The 23,840-nt window shown below is 31.5% G+C and carries 25 protein-coding genes; 5 read left to right on the top strand and 20 right to left on the bottom strand.

The annotated features are described in order from the left end of the window. Positions 1–238: 238 nt before the first annotated feature. From LQ682_RS00575 to LQ682_RS00590, 4 genes are all read left to right on the top strand, one after another. Entirely contained in the window at positions 239–802 is a 564-nt protein-coding gene (locus tag LQ682_RS00575) for a DUF4352 domain-containing protein (RefSeq protein WP_204255616.1), read from the top strand. Between the two features lie 95 nt (positions 803–897). Beyond that, the gene (locus LQ682_RS00580; RefSeq protein WP_204255615.1) at positions 898–1,269 is read left to right on the top strand and encodes a hypothetical protein; all 372 of its coding nucleotides are present in this window, start codon (positions 898–900) and stop codon (positions 1,267–1,269) included. A gap of 16 nt (positions 1,270–1,285) precedes the next feature. Beyond that, positions 1,286–1,747, top strand: coding sequence for an ImmA/IrrE family metallo-endopeptidase (locus LQ682_RS00585; RefSeq protein ID WP_037587631.1), 462 nt, complete (start codon positions 1,286–1,288; stop codon positions 1,745–1,747). Between the two features lie 23 nt (positions 1,748–1,770). Next, a complete protein-coding gene (locus LQ682_RS00590) occupies positions 1,771–2,991 on the top strand; it encodes a tyrosine-type recombinase/integrase (RefSeq protein WP_239723698.1) in 1,221 nt (406 codons plus the stop codon). An 85-nt stretch (positions 2,992–3,076) separates the two neighbouring features. Here the strand turns inward: LQ682_RS00590 and LQ682_RS00595 are convergent, their stop codons facing one another. From LQ682_RS00595 to LQ682_RS00645, 11 genes are all read right to left on the bottom strand, one after another. Next, positions 3,077–3,310, bottom strand: coding sequence for an acyl carrier protein (locus tag LQ682_RS00595; RefSeq protein WP_017000113.1), 234 nt, complete (start codon positions 3,308–3,310; stop codon positions 3,077–3,079). A 64-nt stretch (positions 3,311–3,374) separates the two neighbouring features. Then, a complete protein-coding gene (fabG, locus tag LQ682_RS00600) occupies positions 3,375–4,112 on the bottom strand; it encodes a 3-oxoacyl-[acyl-carrier-protein] reductase (protein WP_064211536.1) in 738 nt (245 codons plus the stop codon). Further along, the gene (fabD, locus tag LQ682_RS00605) at positions 4,112–5,032 is read right to left on the bottom strand and encodes an ACP S-malonyltransferase (RefSeq protein ID WP_064204047.1); all 921 of its coding nucleotides are present in this window, start codon (positions 5,030–5,032) and stop codon (positions 4,112–4,114) included. Before fabD ends, fabG begins: the two co-directional genes overlap by 1 nt. Continuing rightward, positions 5,025–6,011, bottom strand: a complete 987-nt coding sequence (plsX, locus tag LQ682_RS00610) for a phosphate acyltransferase PlsX (protein WP_064204048.1) — start codon at positions 6,009–6,011, stop codon at positions 5,025–5,027. The genes fabD and plsX overlap by 8 nt, the downstream gene beginning before the upstream one ends. Beyond that, the gene (gene fapR / locus LQ682_RS00615) at positions 6,004–6,573 is read right to left on the bottom strand and encodes a transcription factor FapR (RefSeq protein ID WP_026023680.1); all 570 of its coding nucleotides are present in this window, start codon (positions 6,571–6,573) and stop codon (positions 6,004–6,006) included. Before fapR ends, plsX begins: the two co-directional genes overlap by 8 nt. Before the next feature lie 156 nt (positions 6,574–6,729). Then, entirely contained in the window at positions 6,730–7,350 is a 621-nt protein-coding gene (locus LQ682_RS00620) for a class A sortase (RefSeq protein ID WP_082892475.1), read from the bottom strand. Positions 7,351–7,408: 58 nt separating this feature from the next. Next, positions 7,409–9,448 carry an ATP-dependent DNA helicase RecG gene (recG, locus tag LQ682_RS00625; RefSeq protein ID WP_239723699.1) on the bottom strand — a complete coding sequence of 680 codons (2,040 nt, stop codon included), beginning with the start codon at positions 9,446–9,448 and terminating at the stop codon, positions 7,409–7,411. Between the two features lie 254 nt (positions 9,449–9,702). After that, a complete protein-coding gene (gene sdaAA, locus LQ682_RS00630) occupies positions 9,703–10,575 on the bottom strand; it encodes an L-serine ammonia-lyase, iron-sulfur-dependent, subunit alpha (protein ID WP_064204051.1) in 873 nt (290 codons plus the stop codon). Positions 10,576–10,594: 19 nt separating this feature from the next. Then, positions 10,595–11,254: an L-serine ammonia-lyase, iron-sulfur-dependent subunit beta gene (gene sdaAB, locus LQ682_RS00635; RefSeq protein WP_017000121.1), complete on the bottom strand. Its 660-nt coding sequence runs from the start codon at positions 11,252–11,254 to the stop codon at positions 10,595–10,597. 130 nt (positions 11,255–11,384) lie between these two features. Beyond that, positions 11,385–13,034 (bottom strand): fatty acid kinase catalytic subunit FakA, encoded by a 1,650-nt coding sequence (gene fakA, locus LQ682_RS00640; RefSeq protein WP_239723700.1) that lies wholly within the window; start codon positions 13,032–13,034, stop codon positions 11,385–11,387. Positions 13,035–13,049: 15 nt separating this feature from the next. After that, a complete protein-coding gene (locus LQ682_RS00645; protein WP_017000123.1) occupies positions 13,050–13,424 on the bottom strand; it encodes an Asp23/Gls24 family envelope stress response protein in 375 nt (124 codons plus the stop codon). Positions 13,425–13,735: 311 nt separating this feature from the next. On the opposite strand from LQ682_RS00645, the gene rpmB reads away from it, so the two are divergent. After that, complete coding sequence (gene rpmB / locus LQ682_RS00650) at positions 13,736–13,924, top strand: 50S ribosomal protein L28 (protein ID WP_017000124.1); 189 nt, start codon at positions 13,736–13,738, stop codon at positions 13,922–13,924. Positions 13,925–13,978: 54 nt separating this feature from the next. On the opposite strand, the gene LQ682_RS00655 is transcribed toward rpmB, so the two are convergent. The 9 genes from LQ682_RS00655 to LQ682_RS00695 form a co-directional block, all read right to left on the bottom strand. Beyond that, a complete protein-coding gene (locus tag LQ682_RS00655) occupies positions 13,979–14,620 on the bottom strand; it encodes a thiamine diphosphokinase (RefSeq protein ID WP_064211539.1) in 642 nt (213 codons plus the stop codon). 2 nt (positions 14,621–14,622) lie between these two features. Continuing rightward, a complete protein-coding gene (gene rpe, locus LQ682_RS00660; RefSeq protein ID WP_017000125.1) occupies positions 14,623–15,270 on the bottom strand; it encodes a ribulose-phosphate 3-epimerase in 648 nt (215 codons plus the stop codon). After that, positions 15,270–16,145 (bottom strand): ribosome small subunit-dependent GTPase A, encoded by an 876-nt coding sequence (gene rsgA / locus LQ682_RS00665; RefSeq protein WP_135031948.1) that lies wholly within the window; start codon positions 16,143–16,145, stop codon positions 15,270–15,272. The genes rpe and rsgA overlap by 1 nt, the downstream gene beginning before the upstream one ends. 41 nt (positions 16,146–16,186) lie before the next feature. After that, a complete protein-coding gene (locus LQ682_RS00670) occupies positions 16,187–17,569 on the bottom strand; it encodes a sensor histidine kinase (protein WP_017000127.1) in 1,383 nt (460 codons plus the stop codon). After that, positions 17,559–18,239 (bottom strand): response regulator transcription factor, encoded by a 681-nt coding sequence (locus tag LQ682_RS00675; RefSeq protein WP_017000128.1) that lies wholly within the window; start codon positions 18,237–18,239, stop codon positions 17,559–17,561. The genes LQ682_RS00670 and LQ682_RS00675 overlap by 11 nt, the downstream gene beginning before the upstream one ends. A 155-nt stretch (positions 18,240–18,394) precedes the next feature. Further along, positions 18,395–19,675: a cytochrome P450 gene (locus tag LQ682_RS00680; protein WP_017000129.1), complete on the bottom strand. Its 1,281-nt coding sequence runs from the start codon at positions 19,673–19,675 to the stop codon at positions 18,395–18,397. 75 nt (positions 19,676–19,750) lie between these two features. After that, positions 19,751–20,941 (bottom strand): S41 family peptidase, encoded by a 1,191-nt coding sequence (locus LQ682_RS00685; protein WP_239723701.1) that lies wholly within the window; start codon positions 20,939–20,941, stop codon positions 19,751–19,753. A 164-nt stretch (positions 20,942–21,105) separates the two neighbouring features. Next, on the bottom strand, positions 21,106–23,097 hold the full coding sequence (pknB, locus tag LQ682_RS00690; RefSeq protein ID WP_017000131.1) for a Stk1 family PASTA domain-containing Ser/Thr kinase: 1,992 nt from the start codon (positions 23,095–23,097) through the stop codon (positions 21,106–21,108). Next, on the bottom strand, positions 23,094–23,840 hold the full coding sequence (locus tag LQ682_RS00695; RefSeq protein ID WP_239723795.1) for a Stp1/IreP family PP2C-type Ser/Thr phosphatase: 747 nt from the start codon (positions 23,838–23,840) through the stop codon (positions 23,094–23,096). The genes pknB and LQ682_RS00695 overlap by 4 nt, the downstream gene beginning before the upstream one ends.

The following is a 23,840-nucleotide window of genomic DNA, read 5'->3' on the forward strand; positions in this document are numbered from 1 at the left end:
GGTGAATTCAAAGGAAACCTAAGTCTAATTTAAAGATATGGCAACTTTGAGCTAAGCTAACAAACTCAGTAAAAGTAGTTAGAAAGTGCAACGCATAGTCATTGAGTATGAGAACAATATTATGACCACGAGCGCCCGATATCCCTTTCATTATATCAATTATTTTTTAAAAATAAATGTATATATAATAATTATAAAAGGTAGTTATAAAAAATTTACATATAAAAGGAGAACAAGTATGAACAATCAAGAAGGTATCAATACTAAAAGTAACAAGAAAAAATGGATATGGGGATGTGGCGGTTGTTTAGGAATTTTTATAATACTTGCTATAATCTTTGGAGCATGTAGTGCAGTATTTGTTAATAGTGTTGATGAAGAAGTAAATGGAACTAAAGAAGAACAAAAGAAAAATAAAAAAACATCTGAAAAAAGATATAAAGTCGGTGACGATGTTACTATCAAAGATGTGCAATTTAAATTGGTTGATGCATATTATACTGATGAAAGAAATGAATTCGCAGATGTAGAAGCTGATAAAGTCTTAGTTGTAGATATGGAAATTAAAAACAATGGAGATGAAGACATTCCAGTTGGAACTGATGTAAAAGCATATGCTGATGGAAAACAGTTAGAGAGTTACCCTGTGGATGATGAATTATTAGATGGTTTATCGCCTGGTAGAAGTATACAAGGAAAAACCGGTTTTGCTATTACTGGTAACCCTAAAAAACTAGAATTAGAATTTAGTCCTTTTGCTGATTTCAGTGGGACAAAAGCAATATACAACTTAGAACCATAATAAACTTTATTTTTAGCTGACCACTAAATATTTTGGTCGGCTTTTATTTCAAACTAAAACCGAACATACGTTCTTATAAATTGGAGGAATAGAACATGAATACAAACACTTTAATTGAAATACCAGAAAGATATAAACAATTTAGAACTGGAATATCAAAGTTTGCAACTTCAAGAGATAACAAAAGGATAGAAAATAACGATCAAGCAATTATTATTTACTTTGATGAAACAGACAATATTGAACCTTTACTGTTCGATAAAGATATTGTAGTTATTAATGATGAAATGAACGGTACTCCTTTTAACCAATTTGTTGCCGAAATTAATTTTATTGAATCAGATAGATTTGAAATAAAAAAACTATCAAACTATGTTGCTATTAATAACACCAGCTACTCTATTGAAGATATAAACAGTATAAATATAATCGGCAAAGTGATTAAGTTAATTAGATCATTTGATTAGATTTGGAGGATATTTTATGAGAGTCGAAGATATAGTGAATGATATCACTGCTTATACAATTTTAGATAACAGTGATTTGAATATAGAGTTTTTAAGCAATATTTATAACATTTTAGTCGTTTATAACTCCCCTATTACACTTTATGCAAAAGTAAGGAACAGAGACGTTATATTTGTTAAAAATGATACTACAGAAAACATGTGGAAAGCATTCTGTCATGAGTTTGCACATTTTCATTTGCATTTTGGTAATCAAACGAAAACTAAAAATCTATTTAATTTTAAACAAGAAGCAGAAGCTGAAAAGTTTTCATTATTACTCAGAATGCCTGAAAGATTAATCGTTACAAATGAGTTATGGACTGCTGAACAGCTTGTATATTACTTTAAGGTGACGTATTTAGAGGCATATAAAAGACTAGAGATGTTAATCAATAGAAGTAAAACACATCCTTTAGTTGGCATTAAATCGATTTGATGTAATTTTGGAGGTATAAAAACATGTGGTATGAAGAAAGGATTTTAAAAAATGGAAAAAAAACTTATAAATTTTATGAAAGATATAAAGATCCACTTACTAACAAAAGTAAAAAAGTAAGTATAAGTATGAATACATGTACAAAAAAGGCTAAAAATGAAGCTGTGTTATTGCTAGATAAAAAAATAAATTCTATTATTTCAAATAGTAATACACAACAATTAAGTACTTTAACTTTTTTCGAGGTTTGTGATGAGTATTTTAAACACTACAAAGCGACTTCGGGTAATAAATACAATACATTTTTGAGTAAAGAAAGTGAACTCAAAGTACTAAAAAAATTATTTAATAGTGATGTGTTAGTTCAAAAGCTAAATTTATCTTATACTCAAAAGCAATTTGATAAAATTCTAGAATTAAACATCGCTCATGAATATAGCTATAAGATATTATCCCTATTTAAAAACATAATGCGATACGTTAATAAATTTTATAACTTAGAAAACATATCTTTCATTGATAACATTACTCTACCACGAAAAAGTTTATCTATAGAACAAATTAGAAATAAACAATCATTTTTCTTGGAAAATTCAGAGGTTAAATTAATAATTAATAAAATACTGGAAGATTACCAGGCACTTAATAGATTAGATAGCAAAAGAATTCGATTTGTAACTGCATATATCATTGAATTTATGTATTTAAATGGCATGAGGGTTGGAGAACTATTAGCAATTAAAAATGAAAATATAGACTTTGATAAAAAGGAATTAATGATAGAAGGAACTATTAATTGGAAAAAGTCCAATGGTGGATATGGAGTTAAAGATACAACTAAAAATGAATATAGTACTCGTAAAATTAATATTAATAATAGAAGTTGCCAAATATTAAAAACACTTATCCATGAAAATAAAAAATTGCAACTTTATAATAAATCATATATTAATCGAGGTTTTATTTTCACTACAAGTAAAGGTAACCCTATCTTTATTTCTCAAATAAATAAAATATTAGAAGAAGCTGTAGATAAAATTGATTCGATCAATAAAAAAGTGACTACTCATATATTCAGACACTCACATATAACTCTTTTAGCTGAAATGGGTATTCCTTTAAAAGTTACTATGGATAGAGTTGGTCATAATGATCATGATACTACTTTAAAAATATACTCACACGTATCTGAAAAAATGTCTAAAGAGTTAGTAAATAAGTTGGAAAATATTAATATCGTATAGATTTTGCCCCCTTTTTGCCCCCTTTTCATAAAAACTCATAATAAAAAGCCCGAAACCATTGGTATACGGGCTTTTGTAATTTGAATTATTTTTCTAATGATTCAATATATTTAACAGCGTCACCAACTGTGTTGATTTTTTCTGCTTCCTCATCAGGGATTTCCATATCAAATTCATCTTCTAATTCCATTACTAATTCAGCAATATCTAGAGAATCAGCACCTAAATCATCTTTAAATGAAGCTTCAGGTGTTACTTTTTCAGCGTCTACTCCTAGACGATCTACAATAATGTCTTTTACTTTATCGAAACTTGCCATTCCATTCACCTCCTTTAAATAATTTAAAACTTTTATATTTCACACTAACATGAATAATACCAAATTATTGCATGTACATGCCACCGTTAACATGAATTGTTTGGCCAGTAATGTAATTTGCTTTTTCACTCGCTAAAAATGCTACTGTGTGCGCAATATCACTATCTTCACCAAAACGATCTAAAGGTATCTGTGATTTCATTTGTTCTTTTAACTCATCTGATAATTGATCAGTCATATCAGAAACAATAAATCCTGGTGCAACAGCATTACATGTAATGCCTCGAGATGCTAATTCACGTGCGAATGTTTTCGTCATACCTTCTACACCTGATTTTGTTGCAACGTAGTTAATTTGTCCTGGGTTACCTACTGAACCTACTACACTAGACAAGTTAATAATACGTCCTGATTTTTGTTTTAACATCGGTCTTGTAACTGCTTGTACACAGTTAAATACACCTTTTAAGTTTGTATTGATTACATCATCCCACTCGTTTTGTTTCATTCTCATAAGTAAGTTATCACGTGTGATACCAGCATTATTTACAAGTACGTCGATGGTTCCAAATTGATTTAATGTTTCTTTAATCATTGCTTTTACTTCGTCTTGTTCGCTTACGTTAGCTTGTATTGCGAATGCGTCTACGCCGAAAGTTTTTATTTCAGAGACAACTTTTTCTGCTTTTTCTTTATTCCCAGCATAATTGACTACAACGTTATAACCTTCTTCACCTAGTTGTAATGCTATTTTTTTACCTATGCCTCGAGAAGCGCCTGTTACAAGTGCAGTTTTTGTCATTATTCATTCCATCCTTTAACATCATCAATTGTTTGAATTGAAGTTATTTTAACATCTCTGCTTATTTTTTTAACAAGTCCTGATAAAACTTTGTTTGGACCTATTTCTATAAAGTGATCAACACCATCTGCAATTAAATATTCAATGGATTGACTATATTCAACTGGTGAGAACAATTGTTTTACCATATTTTCTTTAATTACGTTGTGATCTGTTTCTGGTTTAGCATGAACGTTTTGTACAATTGGGTGTTCTGCGTCGTGCCATTCAAATTGATCTATGTATGCTTTGAAATCTGCAGCAATAGTTTTCATCATAGAAGAATGGAAAGGACCAGATACTTTTAATGGCATAACACGTTTAGCACCTAATGATTTACCCTCTGATACTAATTTTTCAATTAAAGTTGTGTGACCAGAAACTACAATCTGACCAGGACAGTTTATGTTCGCTGGTTCTATTATTTCATCTTCTGTTGATAATTTTCCACAAATTTCTCTAACTTCATCAATATTTAATCCTAATACTGCAGCCATTGAACCTACGCCTTGAGGAAACGCTTCAGACATTAATAGTCCACGTTTATGTACAATTTGAACTGCATCTTCGAATTTTAATACACCTTCTGATACTAATGCTGAATATTCACCTAAACTATGTCCTAAAGCATAATCATAGTTTATATCTTTTAAAGTATTCATCAGTGCAGTACTATGTGTTAATAAAGCTGGTTGCGTATATTCAGTTAAACCTAATATACCTTCTGAATCTTTAAACATAACATCTAATAAATCGAATGATAATGATTCATTAGCTCTATCTAGGATAGAAGTAGCGTTGATATCTGTTTGGTATAAATCTTCTGCCATACCTACTTTTTGTGATCCTTGACCAGGAAACATGATTGCTATTTTACTCAATTACATCACCTACTGCCTTTCTCATTTTATCTACGATTTTTGTATCTGCAGCGAGTTTTGCTTGTCTTATCGCGTTATAAAATGCACGCTCATTAGAAGAACCATGCGCTTTTACTACAACGCCATTTAATCCTAGTAACACAGAACCGCCATATTCTGCATAATCCATTTTATCACGAATTTTATTGATGTCTTTTTTTAATGTCAATGCAGCGAGTTTATTTTTAGTTGATGAAAACATTGCTTCTTTCATCATTTTAAAAATAGCACTAGCAGTACCTTCGATTGTTTTTAAGACCATATTACCACTATAACCATCTGCAACAACAACATCACATGCATCTAATAATAAAGATTTTGACTCTACGTTTCCAATAAAATTATCAAAACTTTCTTGTTTTAATAATTGGTATGTCTTTTTAGTTTGTTGATTACCTTTTGATTCTTCAGTACCAATGTTCAGCAAAGCTAATGATGGGTTATCAATGCTTCTAACTTGTTTAGCATAAATTTCGCCCATTTTTGCATATTGCACTAAATGTTCAGGTTTAGCATCAGAATTCGCACCAATATCTAAAAACACAAAACCTTTACCCGTAACCGTAGGGAATGTTGCGACAAGCGCTGGTCTTTCTATGCCTTTAATTCTTCCAACAATAAATAAGCCACTACTCATCAACGCTCCTGTATTCCCCGCAGATACACAACCTTCTGCCTTACCTTCTTTCACAGCCTGAGCCATTAATACCATAGATGCGTTTTTCTTTCTTTTTATAGCTCTTACAGGTTCATCATCCATTGTTATCTTCTCATCAGTATGTGTAAAAGTGATGCGTTCATGTTCAAAATTATATTTCTTTTCATCACCAAAAAGTAATATTTCTAAATCTGGAAAATCATTTACGGCATTTTTTACCGCTTCTATTACGATATCTGGAGCTTCATCTCCACCCATCATATCTACCGCAATTTTAACCATTTTTTTCACCCTCGCTTGCATAATACATTTCAAATTGTCCTTTAAATACTGTCTCTCCATGCACTGTACTTGTTACATCAACTTTAGCAATATGTTTAGATTTATTAATCACCGTAGCTTTAGCAATTACTCGCTCATTCAACTTAACTGACTTTATAAATTGTACAGAACCTTTAGTCGTTAAAGCTAATTCATCATTAATAAGTGCAACACATAGAGAATTTGCTTGGGCGAATATATAGTGCCCTCTCGCAATTTTATTTCTTGTAAAAACATGTTCATCTTTAATATCTAAAAGTGAAATTGCGGATTTATCTAATTCTATGTCTATAATTTCACCAATTACATCTTCTATCGGTAATGATTTAATTTCATCATGTTGTTTTGTTGCAACGTCTTTAATACGACGCCTTAATTCAGGAATGCCAAGCTCCATTCTATCTAATCTAATAGTTTGGATGCTTACATTAAAATATTCACTTAACGTTTCGTCAGTAACAAACGGTTCTTCTTTTAATCGATTTGTAAGTTCTTTCTGACGATTTGCTTTTGTTAATTTCATCTCATCCAAATCCATTCTATTATGTACTTATAGCTATAATTAGCACCTGCTATCATGACCTACCTTATTTATACTAACACGGGCACGACAATATTCTCAACAAATTATACAATAAAAAACGAGTGAAATTTATTTTTTTCACTCGCTTGGTCTTAATTATGCGCTTTTTTCTTCAATTGCTGTGTAAATCATACGTTCTTCAAACAATAAAGTATCAGGATTATAAGAATCACATGTAATTAAAGTGAGTTGGTTTGGCTTATCTTTATGCTCATTTAACACTTCTACTTGTGTTGGCTTAACATTTTTAATATTATCAATTTTAAATGTTTTTTTACCTTCTTTAGTAATCAATTCTACTTTATCTCCAATTTTCGCTCTATCCAAATAGTTAAAGCGAATACCAGCACCTTCGACTCTATGACCAGCTATTGCAACATTTTGTTCTGTAAGTTTTTCACCTTCATCTACTAACGATAAACCATTTTTTAAATTTTGTTCTGTTGCAGGACCTTTAAAAATCGGCTCATTAATATCGGCTGTCGGTATTTTTAAATAACCAACCATATTATCATTTATTTCAAGCTCATTCATTTCCGTCTTCGTAATCCAAGATTCAACAGGATTTACTTTTACTTTATTATCTTGGTTTTCGTATGAAGTAATCACTTTATCATTTACGCGTTCTGTAAAGTATGTTCTAACGTCATTCCAAAAGAATATCGTGATCGATACTAAAATGAGTAAAACACCAATTGTTCTTAATACCCATCTCATAATACTTACCTACTCTCAAATAATGGTAATTTAAATTTATACAATCGGCTTTCTCTTGTCAATCGAAATTTTGCTCTTCCATTGTTTCTTGTACTAACAATCTCAATTTATCATATTTAGGTTTGAAAAACTCACCCGATTGAACCAATTCGCTTGCTTCATCTCTCGCTACTTCAAGCATTCTATAGTCTTCCACTATATTTGCTACTCTAAAGTCTGGTAAACCACTTTGTTTAACACCAAAGAAATCACCAGGGCCACGCATTTCTAAATCCCTTTCAGATAAATAGAAACCATCTGTAGATTCTGTCATAATATGCATTCGTTCAACACCACTTTCAGTTTTTGGTGAAGCAACAAGTGTACAGTAACTTTGATGATTACTTCTTCCTACTCTTCCTCTTAATTGATGTAGTGTCGATAATCCAAATCTATCAGCATCATATATTATCATAAACGTAGCATTTGGAACGTTAACACCTACTTCAACCACAGTTGTAGAAACTAAAATAGCAATTTCATTATTGCTAAATCGATTCATAATATGGTCTTTTTCATCCGATGTCATTTTACCGTGGAGTAAACCAACTTTTTCAGATCCAAACTTCAATTGTAGTTGTTCATATATAGCGGTAACATTTTGGACATCTAATGCTTCGCTCTCTTCAATGAGTGGACATATTACATAAGCTTGTCTACCTTTAACTATCTCACTATTAAGCTGATTTAACACACTATCGATTTCATCGTGTTTTGCCCACGAAGTGATGATTTCCTTACGACCTTTGGGCATTTGTTTAATAGAGGAGACATCCATTTCTCCAAAAGCTGATATAGATAACGTTCTAGGGATGGGTGTCGCAGTCATAAATAATACATTTGTATCTGCACCTTTTTCTCTCAACTTTTTACGTTGATTCACACCAAATCTATGTTGTTCATCAATAATAACTAAACCAATATCATTAAATTCAACATCATCTTGTATAAGAGCATGTGTACCTACTAATATATCTACTTGTCCAGCTCTTAATTGTTCAAGTAAAAGCTTTCTTTTTTTACCTTTTACCGAACTAGTTAATAAAGCCACGTTCAAACGACCTCCAAATAACTCGTCTAAACTAATAGCATGTTGTTCTGCCAAAATTTCTGTAGGGACCATTAATGCACTTTGTTTATTCGCATTAAACATTGCATAAATAGCAATAGCAGCCACAACTGTTTTTCCTGAACCAACATCACCTTGTAAAAGTCTGTGCATCTTTATAGGTGCTTTTAAATCTCTGAAAATCTCGTTCACGCTACTCTTTTGAGCATCTGTTAATTCAAATGGCAACGTATCTATAAATTCTTTAACATCTTGAACATTATAATTTAAACCTTCAATTTTGTTTGCTTCTTTTTCAAGCTTACTTAACCACTTCATTTTAAGTTGGAATAAAAATAGCTCATTAAAAGCAAAAGTTCGACGCGCCATTTTTAAATAATCAAACTCTATTGGTCTATGTAAAATTGGAATAACATCTTTTAAAGACATCAATTTATATTTACTAATTAAATCTTCTGATAACCATTCGTCAATATCTACTAAACTTAATGCTTGTTCAATATATTTATTAAGTTGCTTTTGCTTTAGTCCTTCTTTCAAACGATATATTGGCGTTAATGTATTGCCACCTTCTTGTCTTTCGGCCATTACTTTCTGTCCAGTAATAATCTGCTTTTTATGCTCCCATTTTCCTTTTACAGTTACAGTTTGGCCCATTACTAGACGTTTTTTCAAATATGGTTGATTAAAGAAAGTCACTTTTACTGCAATATTATTTATCATCATATGACATGTGAGTTTCGAACGATTTCTACCAAAAAAAGCTACTGTTGGAGATGAATAAACTTCTCCTGTAACCGTCACGACATCACCATCTGATGCTTCATTTAAATTAATAACAGATTCATCTTCATAACGTGTCGGTAAATACAAAACTAAATCTTCTAATGTATGAATATTTAACTCATTCAATAATTGAAGACTTTTCGGGCCAACACCTTTTAATTCTTGTAGTGTGTGATTAGTATATATCAGATGTTGCTTTTTCATTTTTATCACCTAAATTAATTAATACTACTATTATAGAACATTTATATTTATTAAACCAATTGTTAAGAAAGACATGAGACAAGATAATAGTAGTTTCCCTGAAATAATATGTACATAAAAAGCACCTACATAAACATATACTTTCAATACCGAAGATATAAATAAAAGCTCCTAAGCCGTTATCTAAAAACAACGGATTAGGAGCTTTACTATGAAATCAGGATTGTAATCCTTTCACATAGCACTTTTATTGTTTATGAATTTCCGAAGATTTCTTGTTTCAATCTTTCACCTGTTGGTGTACCTGCTAAGCCACCTCTACCTGTTTCTCGAAGCGCTGAAGGCATTGTTTGCCCTATTTTGTACATAGCTTCGATTACTTCATCTGTAGGTATTCGTGACGTTACACCTGCTAATGCCATATCAGCTGAAATAATAGCATTTGAAGCACCAGCAGCATTACGTTTAACACATGGTACTTCTACAAGACCGGCTACTGGATCACATACTAATCCAAGCATGTTTTTCAGGCTGATCGCAAATGCTTCAGCAGACTGTTGTGGTGTACCTCCAGCCATTTCAACTGTAGCTGCTGCACTCATTGCTGCTGCAGATCCAACTTCAGCTTGACAACCGCCTGCAGCACCAGAAATTGAAGCATTATTAGCAACAACAAAACCAAATGCTCCTGTTGTGAATAGAAAATGAATCATATCTTCTCTTGATGGATTCAGGCGTTTTTTTAATGCAAACAATACGCCGGGCGCTACACCAGCAGACCCTGCTGTTGGCGTTGCACATATTTTACCCATCGCTGCATTTACTTCATTAGTCGCGACTGCTTTACTTACAGCATCTATCATTAAGTCTCCAGAAAGTGATTTACCGCTTTCTAAATAATCTTGTAATAATACAGCATCCATACCAGTTAATCCTGTAGTGGAAGTTACACCATTAATACCACGCTCTATAGCTTTCTCCATTGTATCAAGGTTGCGTTCCATATTTTTATACACTTCTTCTTTGGAGAGCTTTGTTACGCTTATTTCTTGTTCGATCATAACTTCGTATATTTTTTTATTTTCTTTTTCACATATTTCTATAAGTTCTTTTACACTTTGAAACATTATAACCCTCCTTTTTAACTTACCCCATTAATGACACAGTTTGTACGCCGTCAATTTCTTGTATTTTGTTTAATACTTCTTGTGGTATATCATCGTCCAATTCACAAGTCATTAAAGCGAGTTCACCTTTTTCTTTACGAGCTACTTGCATACTACCAACATTAATTCGATATTCACCAAAGACATTTGTAACTTTCCCAATTGTCCCAAAAGTATCTTTATGAAAGACAAGTAACGCTGGATAATTACCACTGATTGCTATCTTAAATCCATTGATGGCAACAATTTCAACTTTACCGCCACCAATAGAAATACCTTCTACTGAAATTTCTAATTCTTCATTACGCATACTAATAATCGCAGTGTTAGGATGTGATCTTTCTTCGAACATCTCTATAAAATTAACCTCAATACCTTGTTGTTCTGCATCTTTTAGACTTGTTTTAATTCTATCATCGTCTGTATCGTATCCTAAAAGACCACCCACAAGTGCGACATCTGTTCCATGTCCTTTATAAGTTTCCATAAAAGAACCATATAAATATATATCTACATGCTTCGGCTTCCCATTAAAAAGCCCTCTAGCTATTAAGCCGATTCTAACTGCCCCAGCAGTATGAGATGATGATGGTCCAACCATAACAGGACCTATAATGTCAAAGACACTTGTATATTTCATCAATTATCACTCATTTCTCTTTTGATTTCACCATACCATTATAACAACTTTACTAAATTTTGTAAGCGTTTTAAAACAGAAAAAACAACAACGTCAAATTATTAACATTGTTGTTCTTCATTGCTTTTAATTATTCAACTGAGAATAAGAATGAATAAATAGGTTGATCACCTTGATGTACTTCAATTTCAACATCTTCATAGTGTTCTTCAACATAACTTTCTAGTTTACTCACTTCTTCGTCAGTTGCATCTTCACCTTTAATGATTGTTAAAATCTCACTATCTTCATCTAGCATATCATCAATTAACTTTTGACTAACGGCTACATGATCAGAATCACTTACTTTAATTTTACCTTCATTAATTCCCATGAATTCGCCTTTTTTAATTGTGATACCATCAATATTCGTATCTCTTACCGCATAAGTAACAGATCCAGATTTAACGAATTGCATTGCATCTTCCATTTGTGCTTTGTTTTCTTCTATAGACTGCTCTAAATTGAAGTTTAACATTGCTGATAAACCTTGTGATACAGTCTTAGATGTAACGACAGCTACTGGAATATCAACTAATTGTTCAACTTGTTCAGCTGCCATAATGATATTTTTATTATTTGGTAGAATAATTGCTTTCTTACAACCAGATTCTTTTACTACTTTTACAATGTCTTCAGTCGATGGATTCATAGTTTGTCCACCGCTAATTACATGAGTTGCACCAAGCGATTTAAATAATTTAGTGATACCGTCACCCATTGAAATTGTAATCACTGCAGTGTCAATTTCTTCTTGTTTTTCTTGTTTTATTTTTTTATCTGCACTTTTTCTTAACACTTCTCTGTGTTGTTCGCGCATGTTTTCAATTTTCATTTTAATAAGTTCACCATATTGGCTACCGTAAGTTAACACTTCACCAGGCGTTTCTGAGTGTACATGGACTTTAACAATTTCATCATCAGAAATAACTAATAATGAATCACCAAATTCACTCATATCTTGTCTAAATTGTTCTTCATCAAATGGTTTTTTATCTTTATCGAATCGCACCATAATTTCTGTACAGTAACCATAAACAATATCTTCTGTATCGATAATGCCGCCAAAATCATGATCATCATTTATAAATTCGTCAGTATCTACTTTTTCTCTGTTTGGAGCTATTTTTTCTCCTTTTAAAGTAGCAAGGAATCCTTCATAAACAAACATCAAACCTTGTCCACCACTATCGACAACACCTACTTCTTTAAGTACAGGTAGTTGGTTTGGTGTATTATCTAGTGCTACTTGACCTGATTCAATAACCGCTTCCATTACAGTAATAATATCATCTGTTGTCTCAGTCGATTTTACAGCAGCCTCACCAGCTTCTCTTGCTACTGTTAGTATTGTACCCTCAACAGGTTTCATAACAGCTTTATACGCTGTATTAACACCTGCTTGGAACGCTTTAGCAAATTGTATAGCATCTATTTCATTTTCATTTTCAATTGATTTAGAAAAACCTCTAAATAACTGGGATAATATTACGCCTGAGTTTCCTCGCGCTCCCATCAATAAACCTTTAGAGAAAACTTTTCCTACTTCTCCTATATGTGCGCTGTTTTGGGTTTTCACTTCACCTGCGCCCGATGACATAGATAAATTCATGTTTGTACCTGTATCACCATCTGGAACTGGAAATACGTTTAAAGAATCTACAAAATCTGCATTGTTTGATAAACTATCTGATCCTTGAACGATCATATCAGCAAACAATTTGCCGTCAATCTTTTTCATACTCTAATTGCCTCCCTATGCTTCCTCATCATCATTAATCACACGAACACCTTGGATATATATGTTTACTGCGTTGACTTTTAATTTTAATGATTGCTCCAAAGTATATTTAACAGCAGATTGAACATTGTTTGCTATTTCTGAAATTTTAGTTCCATAACTCACAATTATATACATATCAACGTCAAGCACACCTTCATTTTGAGATACGATAACGCCTTTAGAGTAATTATCTCGCCCTAAAATCTCAGCAATTCCATCTCTTACTTGATGCTTACTTGCCATTCCAACAATACCATAACATTCTACAGCAGCTCCGCCTGCTAATGTTGCAATAACATCATTTGATATATCGATACTGCCATACTCATTTGTAATTTCTAAAGTCATGATTTCGTCCCTCCTAATAATCTAGAATATATACGTATTTATCTTCATTATTTATGTTCTTTTTAATTATACTTAAAATAACATTCAAATCGCAAGAATTCATCATTTTATTGTTTTTACGTAAGCAACGTTTTCACAAGATATAATTATAACAAATAAACTCAACTTTAAAATACTTTTAGCGAAATTTGTTGATATTTTTTCTTATTTTTGTAAATTAGATATTGAAATGGCATAATACGCGTGTTATATTATTAAAGTGTGTAAACGTAAATAAATGTGTATTTATATTTCATTAAAGGAGGATATTTATGGCTAAAGAATGTTTCGTAACAGGTCGTAAAGCTAGAACGGGTAACCATCGTTCTCACGCATTAAATGCTAACAAACGTCGTTGGAACGCTAACTTACAAAAAGTTAGAATTTTAGTTGACGGTAAACCTAAACGTGTATGGGTTTCTGCTCGTGCTCTTAAATCAGGTAAAGTTACACGCGTTTAATGAATATAAGTCACATATAGTAAAGAGAACCTTTGTGTGGAAGGTTCTCTTTTTTTATATGTCTTTACTTTGAATAATTAATACATTTCCTAACTCAACTTGTACGAAACCTCGTTCCAATCCCTCTTTAAACTCATTGCTAATGGTTAACGTAGAACCTTGATCTAGTGTTGTAAACGGCAATTCATATTTCAATTCATCCAATTTAATTCTAATACCTGTATTTAAAGGTACAAATGATACATAAGTCATATCTTCTACTCTAAATATTTCGTGTTTCCCAGGTTTTAAAACACTTATATGATTTTGTTGATCAATAAGTGAAATTTTAAAATCTTGCTTTAAAAATTCTGGTTTTGTTAAAATTTGAACCGCGCCCATATAGTGATCTAATCTGCCACCTGTTGCGCCATAAATTTCTATTTCAGTATATCCCATATCAACCGCTAAATTTACTGCTAACGCTAAATCTGTATCATCTTTTTCTTTCTTGACGGGGTAAACATCTATAGCTTTCCTTATTTGTTCTAACTCTTGTTCATTAACAGAATCAAAATCCCCAACTGCTGATACAGGCTTGATTTGATTGTTAACCAACTCTAAAGTTCCTCTATCTACACCGATCCAGTCTACATTTTTATCATCAAATAGATTAGATGGAATATTTCTTACGCTACATAATAATTTTACTTTCAAAGTTAATCACCCTTTAATTTAAGTACAGGTTGCTTATAATCATCATGTTTAAAATAATAAGATCCTGCTACTAATATATCAGCGCCCTTGTCTATGCATTGAGCACTTGTGGTTTCGTTGATACCACCATCGACCTCTATTTCAAAGTTTAAACCGTGTTCTTGTCTGTACTCATTTAACCATTCTATTTTATCTAAAGTTGTTTCTATGAATGATTGGCCACCAAACCCAGGATTAACTGTCATGATTAATACAAAATCAACATCTTGTAATATTTGAGCTATTAACTGCACAGGCGTTCCTGGATTGATAACGACTCCAGCTAATTTATCATGTGACTTTATTTGTTGAATAGCTCTATGGATATGCGGTGTTGCTTCATAATGAACTGAAACCATGTCACTACCAGCTTCACAGAATAAATCAATCATTTGTTCTGGATCTTCAATCATCAAGTGTGTATCAATCGTCATATCAGTTATTTTTCTTAATGATTCTAGTATTGGTAACCCTATTGAAATGTTAGGAACAAATTGTCCATCCATCACGTCAAAATGTAATATATCTGCTCCACTTTCACGAACTTTATCTACTTCTTCTTTTAAAATTGAAAAATCACATGCTAATAGTGACGGTGCTATTTTGACCATTAATATCTTACCTTTCTATTTTGTATTTCTTCGAATAACGCTACATAATGATTATATCTCGTTTTATAAAATTCTCTTTCTTCGATTAAAGTTTTAACTGCGCACTTTGGTTCGTTAATATGTGTACAATTTCTAAATTTACATTCTGATTTTACTTCTTCAAATTCAGGAAAATAATTTGTTAAATCTTCTTTTTCAATATGAGAAAAATCCAATGCACTAAACCCTGGAGTATCAGCCAAAAATCCATCTTCCATTTCAAAAAGTTCGACATGTCTAGTAGTATGTTTTCCTCTATTTAATGCTTTAGAAATCTTGTTTGTTTCAATATTTAAGTCTTCAAATAATCGATTCATCATAGATGACTTTCCTACACCTGACTGACCACTTAAGACGATAATACCTTTTATGAGCGGTTTGATTGTTAATGACAAATCATCGTCATTACCGACAAAAATTGTTTCATAGCCAATCATTTTATATTCATTTAACAACTGTTTAATCTGTGCGCTTTGTTTATCAGTAGCCAAGTCTTTTTTTGTGACACATATGACTGGTGAAATATTATATGAATGAACTACGACTAAAAAACGGTCCAAAAGCTGTTGACTCAGTTCTGGTTCTACTGCGCTCATCACTACAATTACTTTATTAATGTTCGACACAGGAGGTCTTAGTAATATATTCTCTCTTTCATGAATATGTTGAATATAGCCACCGGTTTCATTCTCTACTTGAAAATCAACAATATCCCCAACTGTTGGTGATGTTTTCTTTTTACGAAATAAACCTCTAGCTTTTGTTATATAAACTCCATCTTCAGTTTGAACTGAATAATCACCGCTAATCGATTTTATTATACGACCTGTTTTCAATTTAACACCTACCTATTTTTTTATTATAGCTAACTATAAGTTTATGGTTTCTTAAACGATACCACGACTTCAGTTCCTTCATCAATCTCACTTTTTATATCGATATCTGCATCATGATATTGAATAATTGATTCTACTATAGATAATCCCAAACCATTGCTGTCTGCATGGATATTATGTGATTGATCACCTTTATAAAATCTATCTTTTATTTGTGATAGTTGTTCTGGTGACATGCCGAAACCTTCATCGATGATAGAAACATACGTTTTGTTTTCATCATAAAATAATTTAATTTGAATCATACTAAATTCTGGTGAATATTTAATAGCATTGTTTAAAATATTATAAAATGCTTGATATAGCAACTTAGAGTTCCCTTTAATATTTATTTCTTCTAAATCAAACATAACTGACATATCTTTTTCATCAATAAAATAATTTAAATTTCTCACTATGTCTTTTAATAACTTATCTAGCTCTATATCATCATCAAAAGTTAAATGTTCACTGTTATCTAATTCAGATAACAATAACAGTTGCTTCGTCAAATTACTCAATCTATAAGCTCTGCTATAAATATCTTCAATAATTTGAGTTCTCTTATCTGCGTTTTCTTCATGTTCAAGTTCTCTTAGTAAGCTTAAAATTGATTGTAATGGTGATTTAATTTCATGGGATACATTTTGAACGAAAGATTGACGCATTGTATCTAGTTGTTTTAATTCATCTCTCATCCTTATAAACCTTTGTTGAAGTACCCCAATTTCATCATCACGAGTTACTTTAATATCAACATCAAAATTACCCTTACCTATAGCTTTAGTTGTTCGCATCAACCTTCTAATTGGCGTTGTTAACGAATAGCTAGAGAACATAACTAGTATGAGTGAAATTATAATTAATAAAACAAGTAATATCGCTAAGAATACTCTAAATTCACCTAACATCGTCCCTACGCTTGGTCTCATGAATAAGGCATAATGTTCTCCATTATGATTGATTTTAAGACCTACTGTATTCCTCGTTTCATTGTCAAAAAAGCCTGTTATAAAAATATTAAATGGTCTTTGTTTTATTCCATGATAATCTTTACCATCTAAAACTTTCGTAACTTCACCTTTGTCTAAATTAAATTTCCTAAATGAATCACCATAGTAAGTAGCTTTTTGTTTTTCATCATATAGAATGGCTTGATAATGCAAATCACTAACGTGATTTAAATATGTATCTAAAGATACACCTTCATCATCATCAATATATTTTTGTACTTTTTTTAAAGTTTGCATGACTTTTTGGTCGTTTTTATTTTTCAAATCTATATGATAATAAATATTGGTTAAAACGAATCCTAGAACAGAACTTATTATCATTACTACAATCGTATAAATGGTGATACGCTGAGCTAATGATTTAAACTTCACCTTCTAGCACCACCTTATAACCAACACCTCTTACAGTTTTAATAAGCACGTCGCTATTTAATTTTTCAAGTCTTTTTCTTAAACGTTTAACATGAACATCTAACGTTCTTTCATCACCTTCGAAATCTAATCCCCAAACAACTTCTATAATGCGTTCTCTTTGTAACACTTTATCTTTATTTCTCATTAAATAATCTAATAGTGTAAATTCCTTTTTGGGTAGTAGCATTGATTTTTGATTAATGGTTATTTCCATATCGATAGAATTAACTGTAGTATTGCCTATTTTCAATTCGTTAGAAGTATTAATTTGAAACCTTCTAAGAACAGCTTTAATTCTAAAAATTAATTCTTTCATTTCAAATGGTTTAGTAACGTAATCGTCCGTACCAGCTAAAAATGCATTTTCTTTATCACTAAGTTCATCCCGAGCAGTTAACATAATGACTGGTACATCAAAGCTGTCTTTTAGCATTTTACAAAGTTCAAACCCATCAATACCTGGCATCATAATATCGACAACAGCAATATCTATATGTTGATGCTCTACAACATCTAAAGCTTCTTCTCCATTTAAACTCGTAATAACATGTATATTTTCACGCTCTATTTCTCTTTTTAAATCATTCAAAATAAATCGATCATCATCTACAACTAAACAGTTAACCAAGCTATCACCTCTTACTTCCTATCATACCAAAAATTGAATAAAAAATTCTCATAATACCTTATTTTTCTATTTAATTTATGAAAAAATATGAGGCTAGGACATAAAATAAATGTCTCAGCCTCATATACATTATCATTTATAAAATCACTTTCATTTTATACGTTACGGTTAACTAGTGCGTTAACATTTGTGATAATCATTCCGTCAACAACACGACCAGGTAATTTATTTAAATTAACAGACGTATCTTGATCTTTTTTAACATCGTAAGAAATATTTTGAGCGAAATACTTCATTGTTTCTTCCATTATAATTATTGTCATCCATTCACCAGCACAACGGTGATTTGTGTAATAATCTCCGCCACCTTGCGGAATTAAGTCGAATGGACTACCGTCCCAATCGTTAAAGCGGTTAGGATAGAATCTTTCAGGATTTTCCCATAGACCTTCTCTGTGTAATGTACCGTAAATATCTAATACTAAGAAAGTATCTTTTTCGATTGTATAACCTTCAAAATCAATATCTACCGCAGCTTTACCTGGTAAATAAGGTACGAATGGATAGAATCTTCTAACTTCTTGGATAAATTTATAAGCGTAGTCATCTTCATTATTAAAGACGCGTTCTGCTTCACCAGGATAATCATGGAAAGCTTTTACACCAAAGCTTACAAAACGGTTAATCGCAACTAATGGACGAACAACGTTCATTAAATCAATAGAACATAATCTAGAATCCATTAAGTTACCTTCGAAATCTTCCCAATGACTAAATTCGTATAATGCTGTACCTTGTGGTGGGTTTATTTTACCTTCACGAACAGCAATAATTTGATTTTCAAGGAAAGTCTCTACACGATCTCTTGCTTGTTTAGCTTCTCTATATCCTTTAAATACTGTGCCGATATTTTTAAATGAATCAATCATTGTATCCATATCTGCTGCACATTGTTCGATTTCTTCAGGAGAAGCAATAATACCAGCCCATCTAAAGCCAATTTTTGTTAGCATTAAGATCGATTCTTTATAAACATTCACTTCGTCCATTCTTTCCATACGCTCAGTATTCATGAACCAATGATTACGTGTTAGTTCTCTTAAATACTCTAAGTTCTCTTCAGTCATTAAAGACATAAATAGTGCTTTACGATCAATATGTTTTTTGCCGCCAGTAGTATGTATAGCACCTTTACCAAACAAAGTATTTACAATACGTTTAGGTAGTGTTCCTTGTCTTTCAATTAAATCATTATTATAGAATAATTCAGCAGCTTCTTTACCACTTATTACGACAGTTCTACGTCCACCTAATGCTCTTAATTCAAAAATATTTGTGTTATGTTTTTCAAGTCTATTTGGTACATATTCGTACGCTTCTTTCAATACTGTAATAGTATTATCAAGACCTCGTTCTCTTGGTATATTCTTACCCATAAATATGATTGCCCCCTAAATTATTGTAAATTTCATATACTTTCATATTATTTCATTTTCTGACGAAATAATCAATTAACATCTATTATTAATAGCAAATTTAATATCGTAATCATATAATGCGTGTCTTTTTGACCATTCAATGAGCTCATTTGGATAGACCATTGAATCATAATTTTTTCTTTTTAGATTATAAACAGGATAGCTTAATAGAAAACGTTGGTCTATCTTCTCCTCAACCAAATCCATATATGATAAATCACCTTTTGTAGGTCTACCAATTACGTTAACTATGTTTGAATTTTGAACTTTTTGAACAAACCATTCTGCAGCCGTCTCTGTATCTTTGTCTATTATAATTGTTATATCTTCGAAGCGACTTAGTCCTGTGAATTCAATTTGATTATCATCAAAATATTGCCAATTTCCTTCTGTTTGATCGATAATATTTTGATAAAAAGCTTGTTCATTCATTTCTTCAGACTCTTTATACAGCTTTTCAAGTTTTCTTATAAATAAATTTGTATGTTTTTCAATTGTAGTTTCAACTTGCGCTTCATTAGTTCCAACTTGCGAGCGTAAGCCAACCTCATAAAAATATGGTATTAAAAATTCAGCGATGCTTAATCTGTCGAAATTCGCATTTCTTACGTCAAATATGATTCGAGAACTTTTAATTTTTGATAATTGATATAATGCATCAATTGTTTGTTCAAATGAAATATTACCTTTAATATTTACAATTGGAATTTCATCTCTTTCATAAATTCGAATTTGTGCCTCTTCTTTGAATATATACTTTTTTAATTCGAAATGGTAAGATTGATGACTTCTATTTATATCAACATCATTTTGCAATGTTAAAATATGATGCCAATCTTCACGATGATAAGGTTCCTCACCTAAAATACGATGATATCTTTTTCGACAATATTCAATTCCATCTCCAGAAAGAGCTGTAATTTCATCACCTACTACAAATCTCAGGTCATCCGTTATTTCAGTGACAATTAAAGCATCTTTAGTAGCTCTTACTTTAAATCCAACTTGTTGCTTTTGTTCTTTTAAGGCTGTTAAGCTACTATACTTTATGTTTGCATCATAGAAATAATTATTAATCACTTCGATAAACACTTTATCTGTTAGTTGAGGTGAGTTCACTATATTTTCATACTCTTTATATACTTCAAGTATAGATTCTTGTGTATTTATATTATGTTCAACTTGTTTATGAATATATTCAAATATTGATACATATGGCAACATTTTCATTCACCTCATAACCGTTTTCTAAATTTTACTAATAACATCTGCTGAAATCAATTATTTTTTAAATTCGTTAATTCCCCTAATAAAAAAGTAGTAAAAATCCTTATTAACAGAACTTTTACTACTTATTAATGTCTTGGACATTTTAAAATTTAAATGTTTTAGAAATCATCATAATCAATCTCGTTACTTTCTATTTCTTTGCCATCTACTACAACACGATACTCTGCTGATTCATCTTCAGGTATTACGAAATTTAAAGTTTTGGTTGTATCTTTTTTAATAGTGAAAGTTTCAGTAGCATCTTTTATTTTATGTGATTTATCTTTAATAAATATTTCTACTTTTTGACCTTTTTTACTATCAGAACCTGTAAAAGGTATATAAACTGTTTGATTATACGTTTTATCACTTAAACTATCTTCATCATCTTTGTCTTCATCTTTTGAATTTTCTTCATCTGAATCCGATTTTTCTTTTTTACCATTAGATATATTAAAGTATATTGTTGAATCTACAGGTAATTGTACATTTTTATATGACTGTTTAACGATAGTGTCTTTTGACTTTTTAGAATCTACTTCTTTAGTTTCTACTTTAAACCCTAAATCCTCTAATTCAGATTTAGCAGTATCTATATTTTCACCTGTATAATCTTTTACAAAAGCTTGTTCAACACCAATAGATTTAGTTAAAATAATCGTGGTATCTTTAGGCACAACTTTACTGCCTGGTTCAATACTTTGATTAATTATAGACCCTTCAGTAGCACTATCATATTCCTCTTTTATTCTTACAGAATCAAAACCGCTTTTCTCTAGTTTTTCTTTAATTTCTTCACTGGATTTCCCAATATAGTCTTCGACTGTAAAAGTTTCTATACCTTTAGAAATCACTAAATCAACTTTAGTCATTTCTTTAACTCTTGTTCCTACTTTTGGCGAAACTTTCATTACTTCGCCTTCTTTGAAATTATTACTGAAATCTTCTGTAATTTTGCCTTTTCTCAGACCTTTTTCATCTATTAGCGCCATTGCTTCACCTCTAGATTTACCAAGTAAATTTGGTACATCTTCATACTTAGGAGCAGTCAAAGCAAAACCAATAGCGCCTAAAAGCATGAACACTAATAAAATCGGAACAAATATAATCAACCATTTGCTCTTTTTACGTTTTGGTTTACTACTTTCATTGTTTTGAGCTGAATTAGTCTGACTGTTAGACGCCGAAGCAACAGGTACAGCTTTTGTATGTTCATTGGAACTTTCTGATTTAACAACTGGTATCGTCTTTGTCTCAGAATTTGTATTATATCTTGGCGTTTCATCTTTTCTTTCATCATCCAAAGCTGTCTGTAAATCAAAATACATTTCGTCTGTATCTCGATATCTTAAAGCTTTTTCCTTTTGAGTTGCTTTCATTATTACATTTTCAACGCTTTGTGGGATAGATGGTCGTTCTTCTTTCACAGATGGTATTTCTTCTTGAATATGTTTAATTGCCACACTAACTGGCGTTTCTCCACTAAAAGGTGGATGACCAGTTAGTAATTCATAAAGTACAATACCGATTGAGTATATATCTGAAGATTCATCTGTAGATTGACCTTTAGCTTGTTCAGGAGACAAATATTGTACCGATCCCATTACATGGTTGGTTTCAGTTAATGCTGTTTCACTTAAAGCTCTAGCAATTCCAAAATCTAATATTTTTAAAGTGCCATGTTGAGTCATTAAAATATTTTGTGGTTTTATATCGCGATGGATAATGCGGTGATGATGTGCATGAGCAATACCCTTTAATATTTGAAGCGTCATTTCAATCGCTTCTTCAGCAGATAATCGACCTTCTTTAATTAAATATTCTTTCAAAGTTGGTCCTTCTATATATTCCATTACTAAATAGTAACAATTATCATCTTCTTCAACATCTAAGACATTCACAATATTATTGTGACTTAAGATTGTTGTGTTTTGAACTTCTCTTTCGAAACGTTCGACAGTTTTTTCTTTTTCATAAGGCGGTATATTGATAACCTTTACTGCAACTTTACGATCTAATATATTATCTTTTGCTAAATAAACATTGCTCATACCACCGCCACCTAAATACTTCACAAACTCATAGCGACCGGCGATTATGCGACCTATCATATTTTTCCACCTTCGAATGGACATAATATAAGTGAAATATTATCTTTCCCTTCGGCGTTAATGGTAGCGTCTATCAAATCTTTACCTATTTCATCAACTGTTCCTTCATGAGACATGATAATTTCTTGAACATCATTTTCATGTAAATAATCTGTTAAACCGTCTGAATTTAATAATAAATAATCGTAGAATTTAGTATTAAAATAAAATACATCGGCGATAACACGTTTATCTGTACCCATAACTTTAGTAATAATATTTTTTTGTGGATGAGTAAATGCTTCTTCTTTTGTTATTTCTCCAATCGAAACAAGATGATTAACAAATGTATGATCATCTGTTAATTGCATCATTTCTCGATTATTAATCAAGTAAGCACGTGAATCACCAATATTTGCCACTACGACATCTTTTTCGTAAATTAATACACAAACACATGTAGTTCCCATGCCTCTAAATGCATCGTGGCTCATCGATTCGTTATATAAATGTCTATTGATTTCTGATAAGTTCGATTTCAACCATGCTTCAGCTTGTTCAAATTCAATATAATTTTCATTTTCGAATCTTTCTTTAAGTGAATCATTCACAAATTGACTTGCAACTTCTCCTGCAGCGTGGCCTCCCATTCCATCACAAATTACAAGTAATTCTTGACCAGTCTGGTTTACATAGATTCCACCTGCATCTTCATTTTGTTCCCGAAATTGACCGACATCTGTAAAAAAACGTGCTTCCATGAT

Source organism: Mammaliicoccus sp. A-M4 (assembly GCF_022386955.1).
GTDB lineage: Bacteria > Bacillota > Bacilli > Staphylococcales > Staphylococcaceae > Mammaliicoccus > Mammaliicoccus lentus.

Coding starts and splice junctions, on each gene's coding strand:
- LQ682_RS00575 (WP_204255616.1), top strand. CDS start 239: ATGAACAATCAAGAAGGTATCAATACTAAAAGTAACAAGAAAAAATGG.
- LQ682_RS00580 (WP_204255615.1), top strand. CDS start 898: ATGAATACAAACACTTTAATTGAAATACCAGAAAGATATAAACAATTT.
- LQ682_RS00585 (WP_037587631.1), top strand. CDS start 1,286: ATGAGAGTCGAAGATATAGTGAATGATATCACTGCTTATACAATTTTA.
- LQ682_RS00590 (WP_239723698.1), top strand. CDS start 1,771: ATGTGGTATGAAGAAAGGATTTTAAAAAATGGAAAAAAAACTTATAAA.
- LQ682_RS00595 (WP_017000113.1), bottom strand. CDS start 3,310: ATGGCAAGTTTCGATAAAGTAAAAGACATTATTGTAGATCGTCTAGGA.
- fabG (WP_064211536.1), bottom strand. CDS start 4,112: ATGACAAAAACTGCACTTGTAACAGGCGCTTCTCGAGGCATAGGTAAA.
- plsX (WP_064204048.1), bottom strand. CDS start 6,011: ATGGTTAAAATTGCGGTAGATATGATGGGTGGAGATGAAGCTCCAGAT.
- fapR (WP_026023680.1), bottom strand. CDS start 6,573: ATGAAATTAACAAAAGCAAATCGTCAGAAAGAACTTACAAATCGATTA.
- LQ682_RS00620 (WP_082892475.1), bottom strand. CDS start 7,350: ATGAGATGGGTATTAAGAACAATTGGTGTTTTACTCATTTTAGTATCG.
- recG (WP_239723699.1), bottom strand. CDS start 9,448: ATGAAAAAGCAACATCTGATATATACTAATCACACACTACAAGAATTA.
- sdaAA (WP_064204051.1), bottom strand. CDS start 10,575: ATGTTTCAAAGTGTAAAAGAACTTATAGAAATATGTGAAAAAGAAAAT.
- sdaAB (WP_017000121.1), bottom strand. CDS start 11,254: ATGAAATATACAAGTGTCTTTGACATTATAGGTCCTGTTATGGTTGGA.
- fakA (WP_239723700.1), bottom strand. CDS start 13,034: ATGAAAAAGATTGACGGCAAATTGTTTGCTGATATGATCGTTCAAGGA.
- LQ682_RS00645 (WP_017000123.1), bottom strand. CDS start 13,424: ATGACTTTAGAAATTACAAATGAGTATGGCAGTATCGATATATCAAAT.
- rpmB (WP_017000124.1), top strand. CDS start 13,736: ATGGCTAAAGAATGTTTCGTAACAGGTCGTAAAGCTAGAACGGGTAAC.
- rpe (WP_017000125.1), bottom strand. CDS start 15,270: ATGGTCAAAATAGCACCGTCACTATTAGCATGTGATTTTTCAATTTTA.
- LQ682_RS00680 (WP_017000129.1), bottom strand. CDS start 19,675: ATGGGTAAGAATATACCAAGAGAACGAGGTCTTGATAATACTATTACA.
- LQ682_RS00685 (WP_239723701.1), bottom strand. CDS start 20,941: ATGTTGCCATATGTATCAATATTTGAATATATTCATAAACAAGTTGAA.
- pknB (WP_017000131.1), bottom strand. CDS start 23,097: ATGATAGGTCGCATAATCGCCGGTCGCTATGAGTTTGTGAAGTATTTA.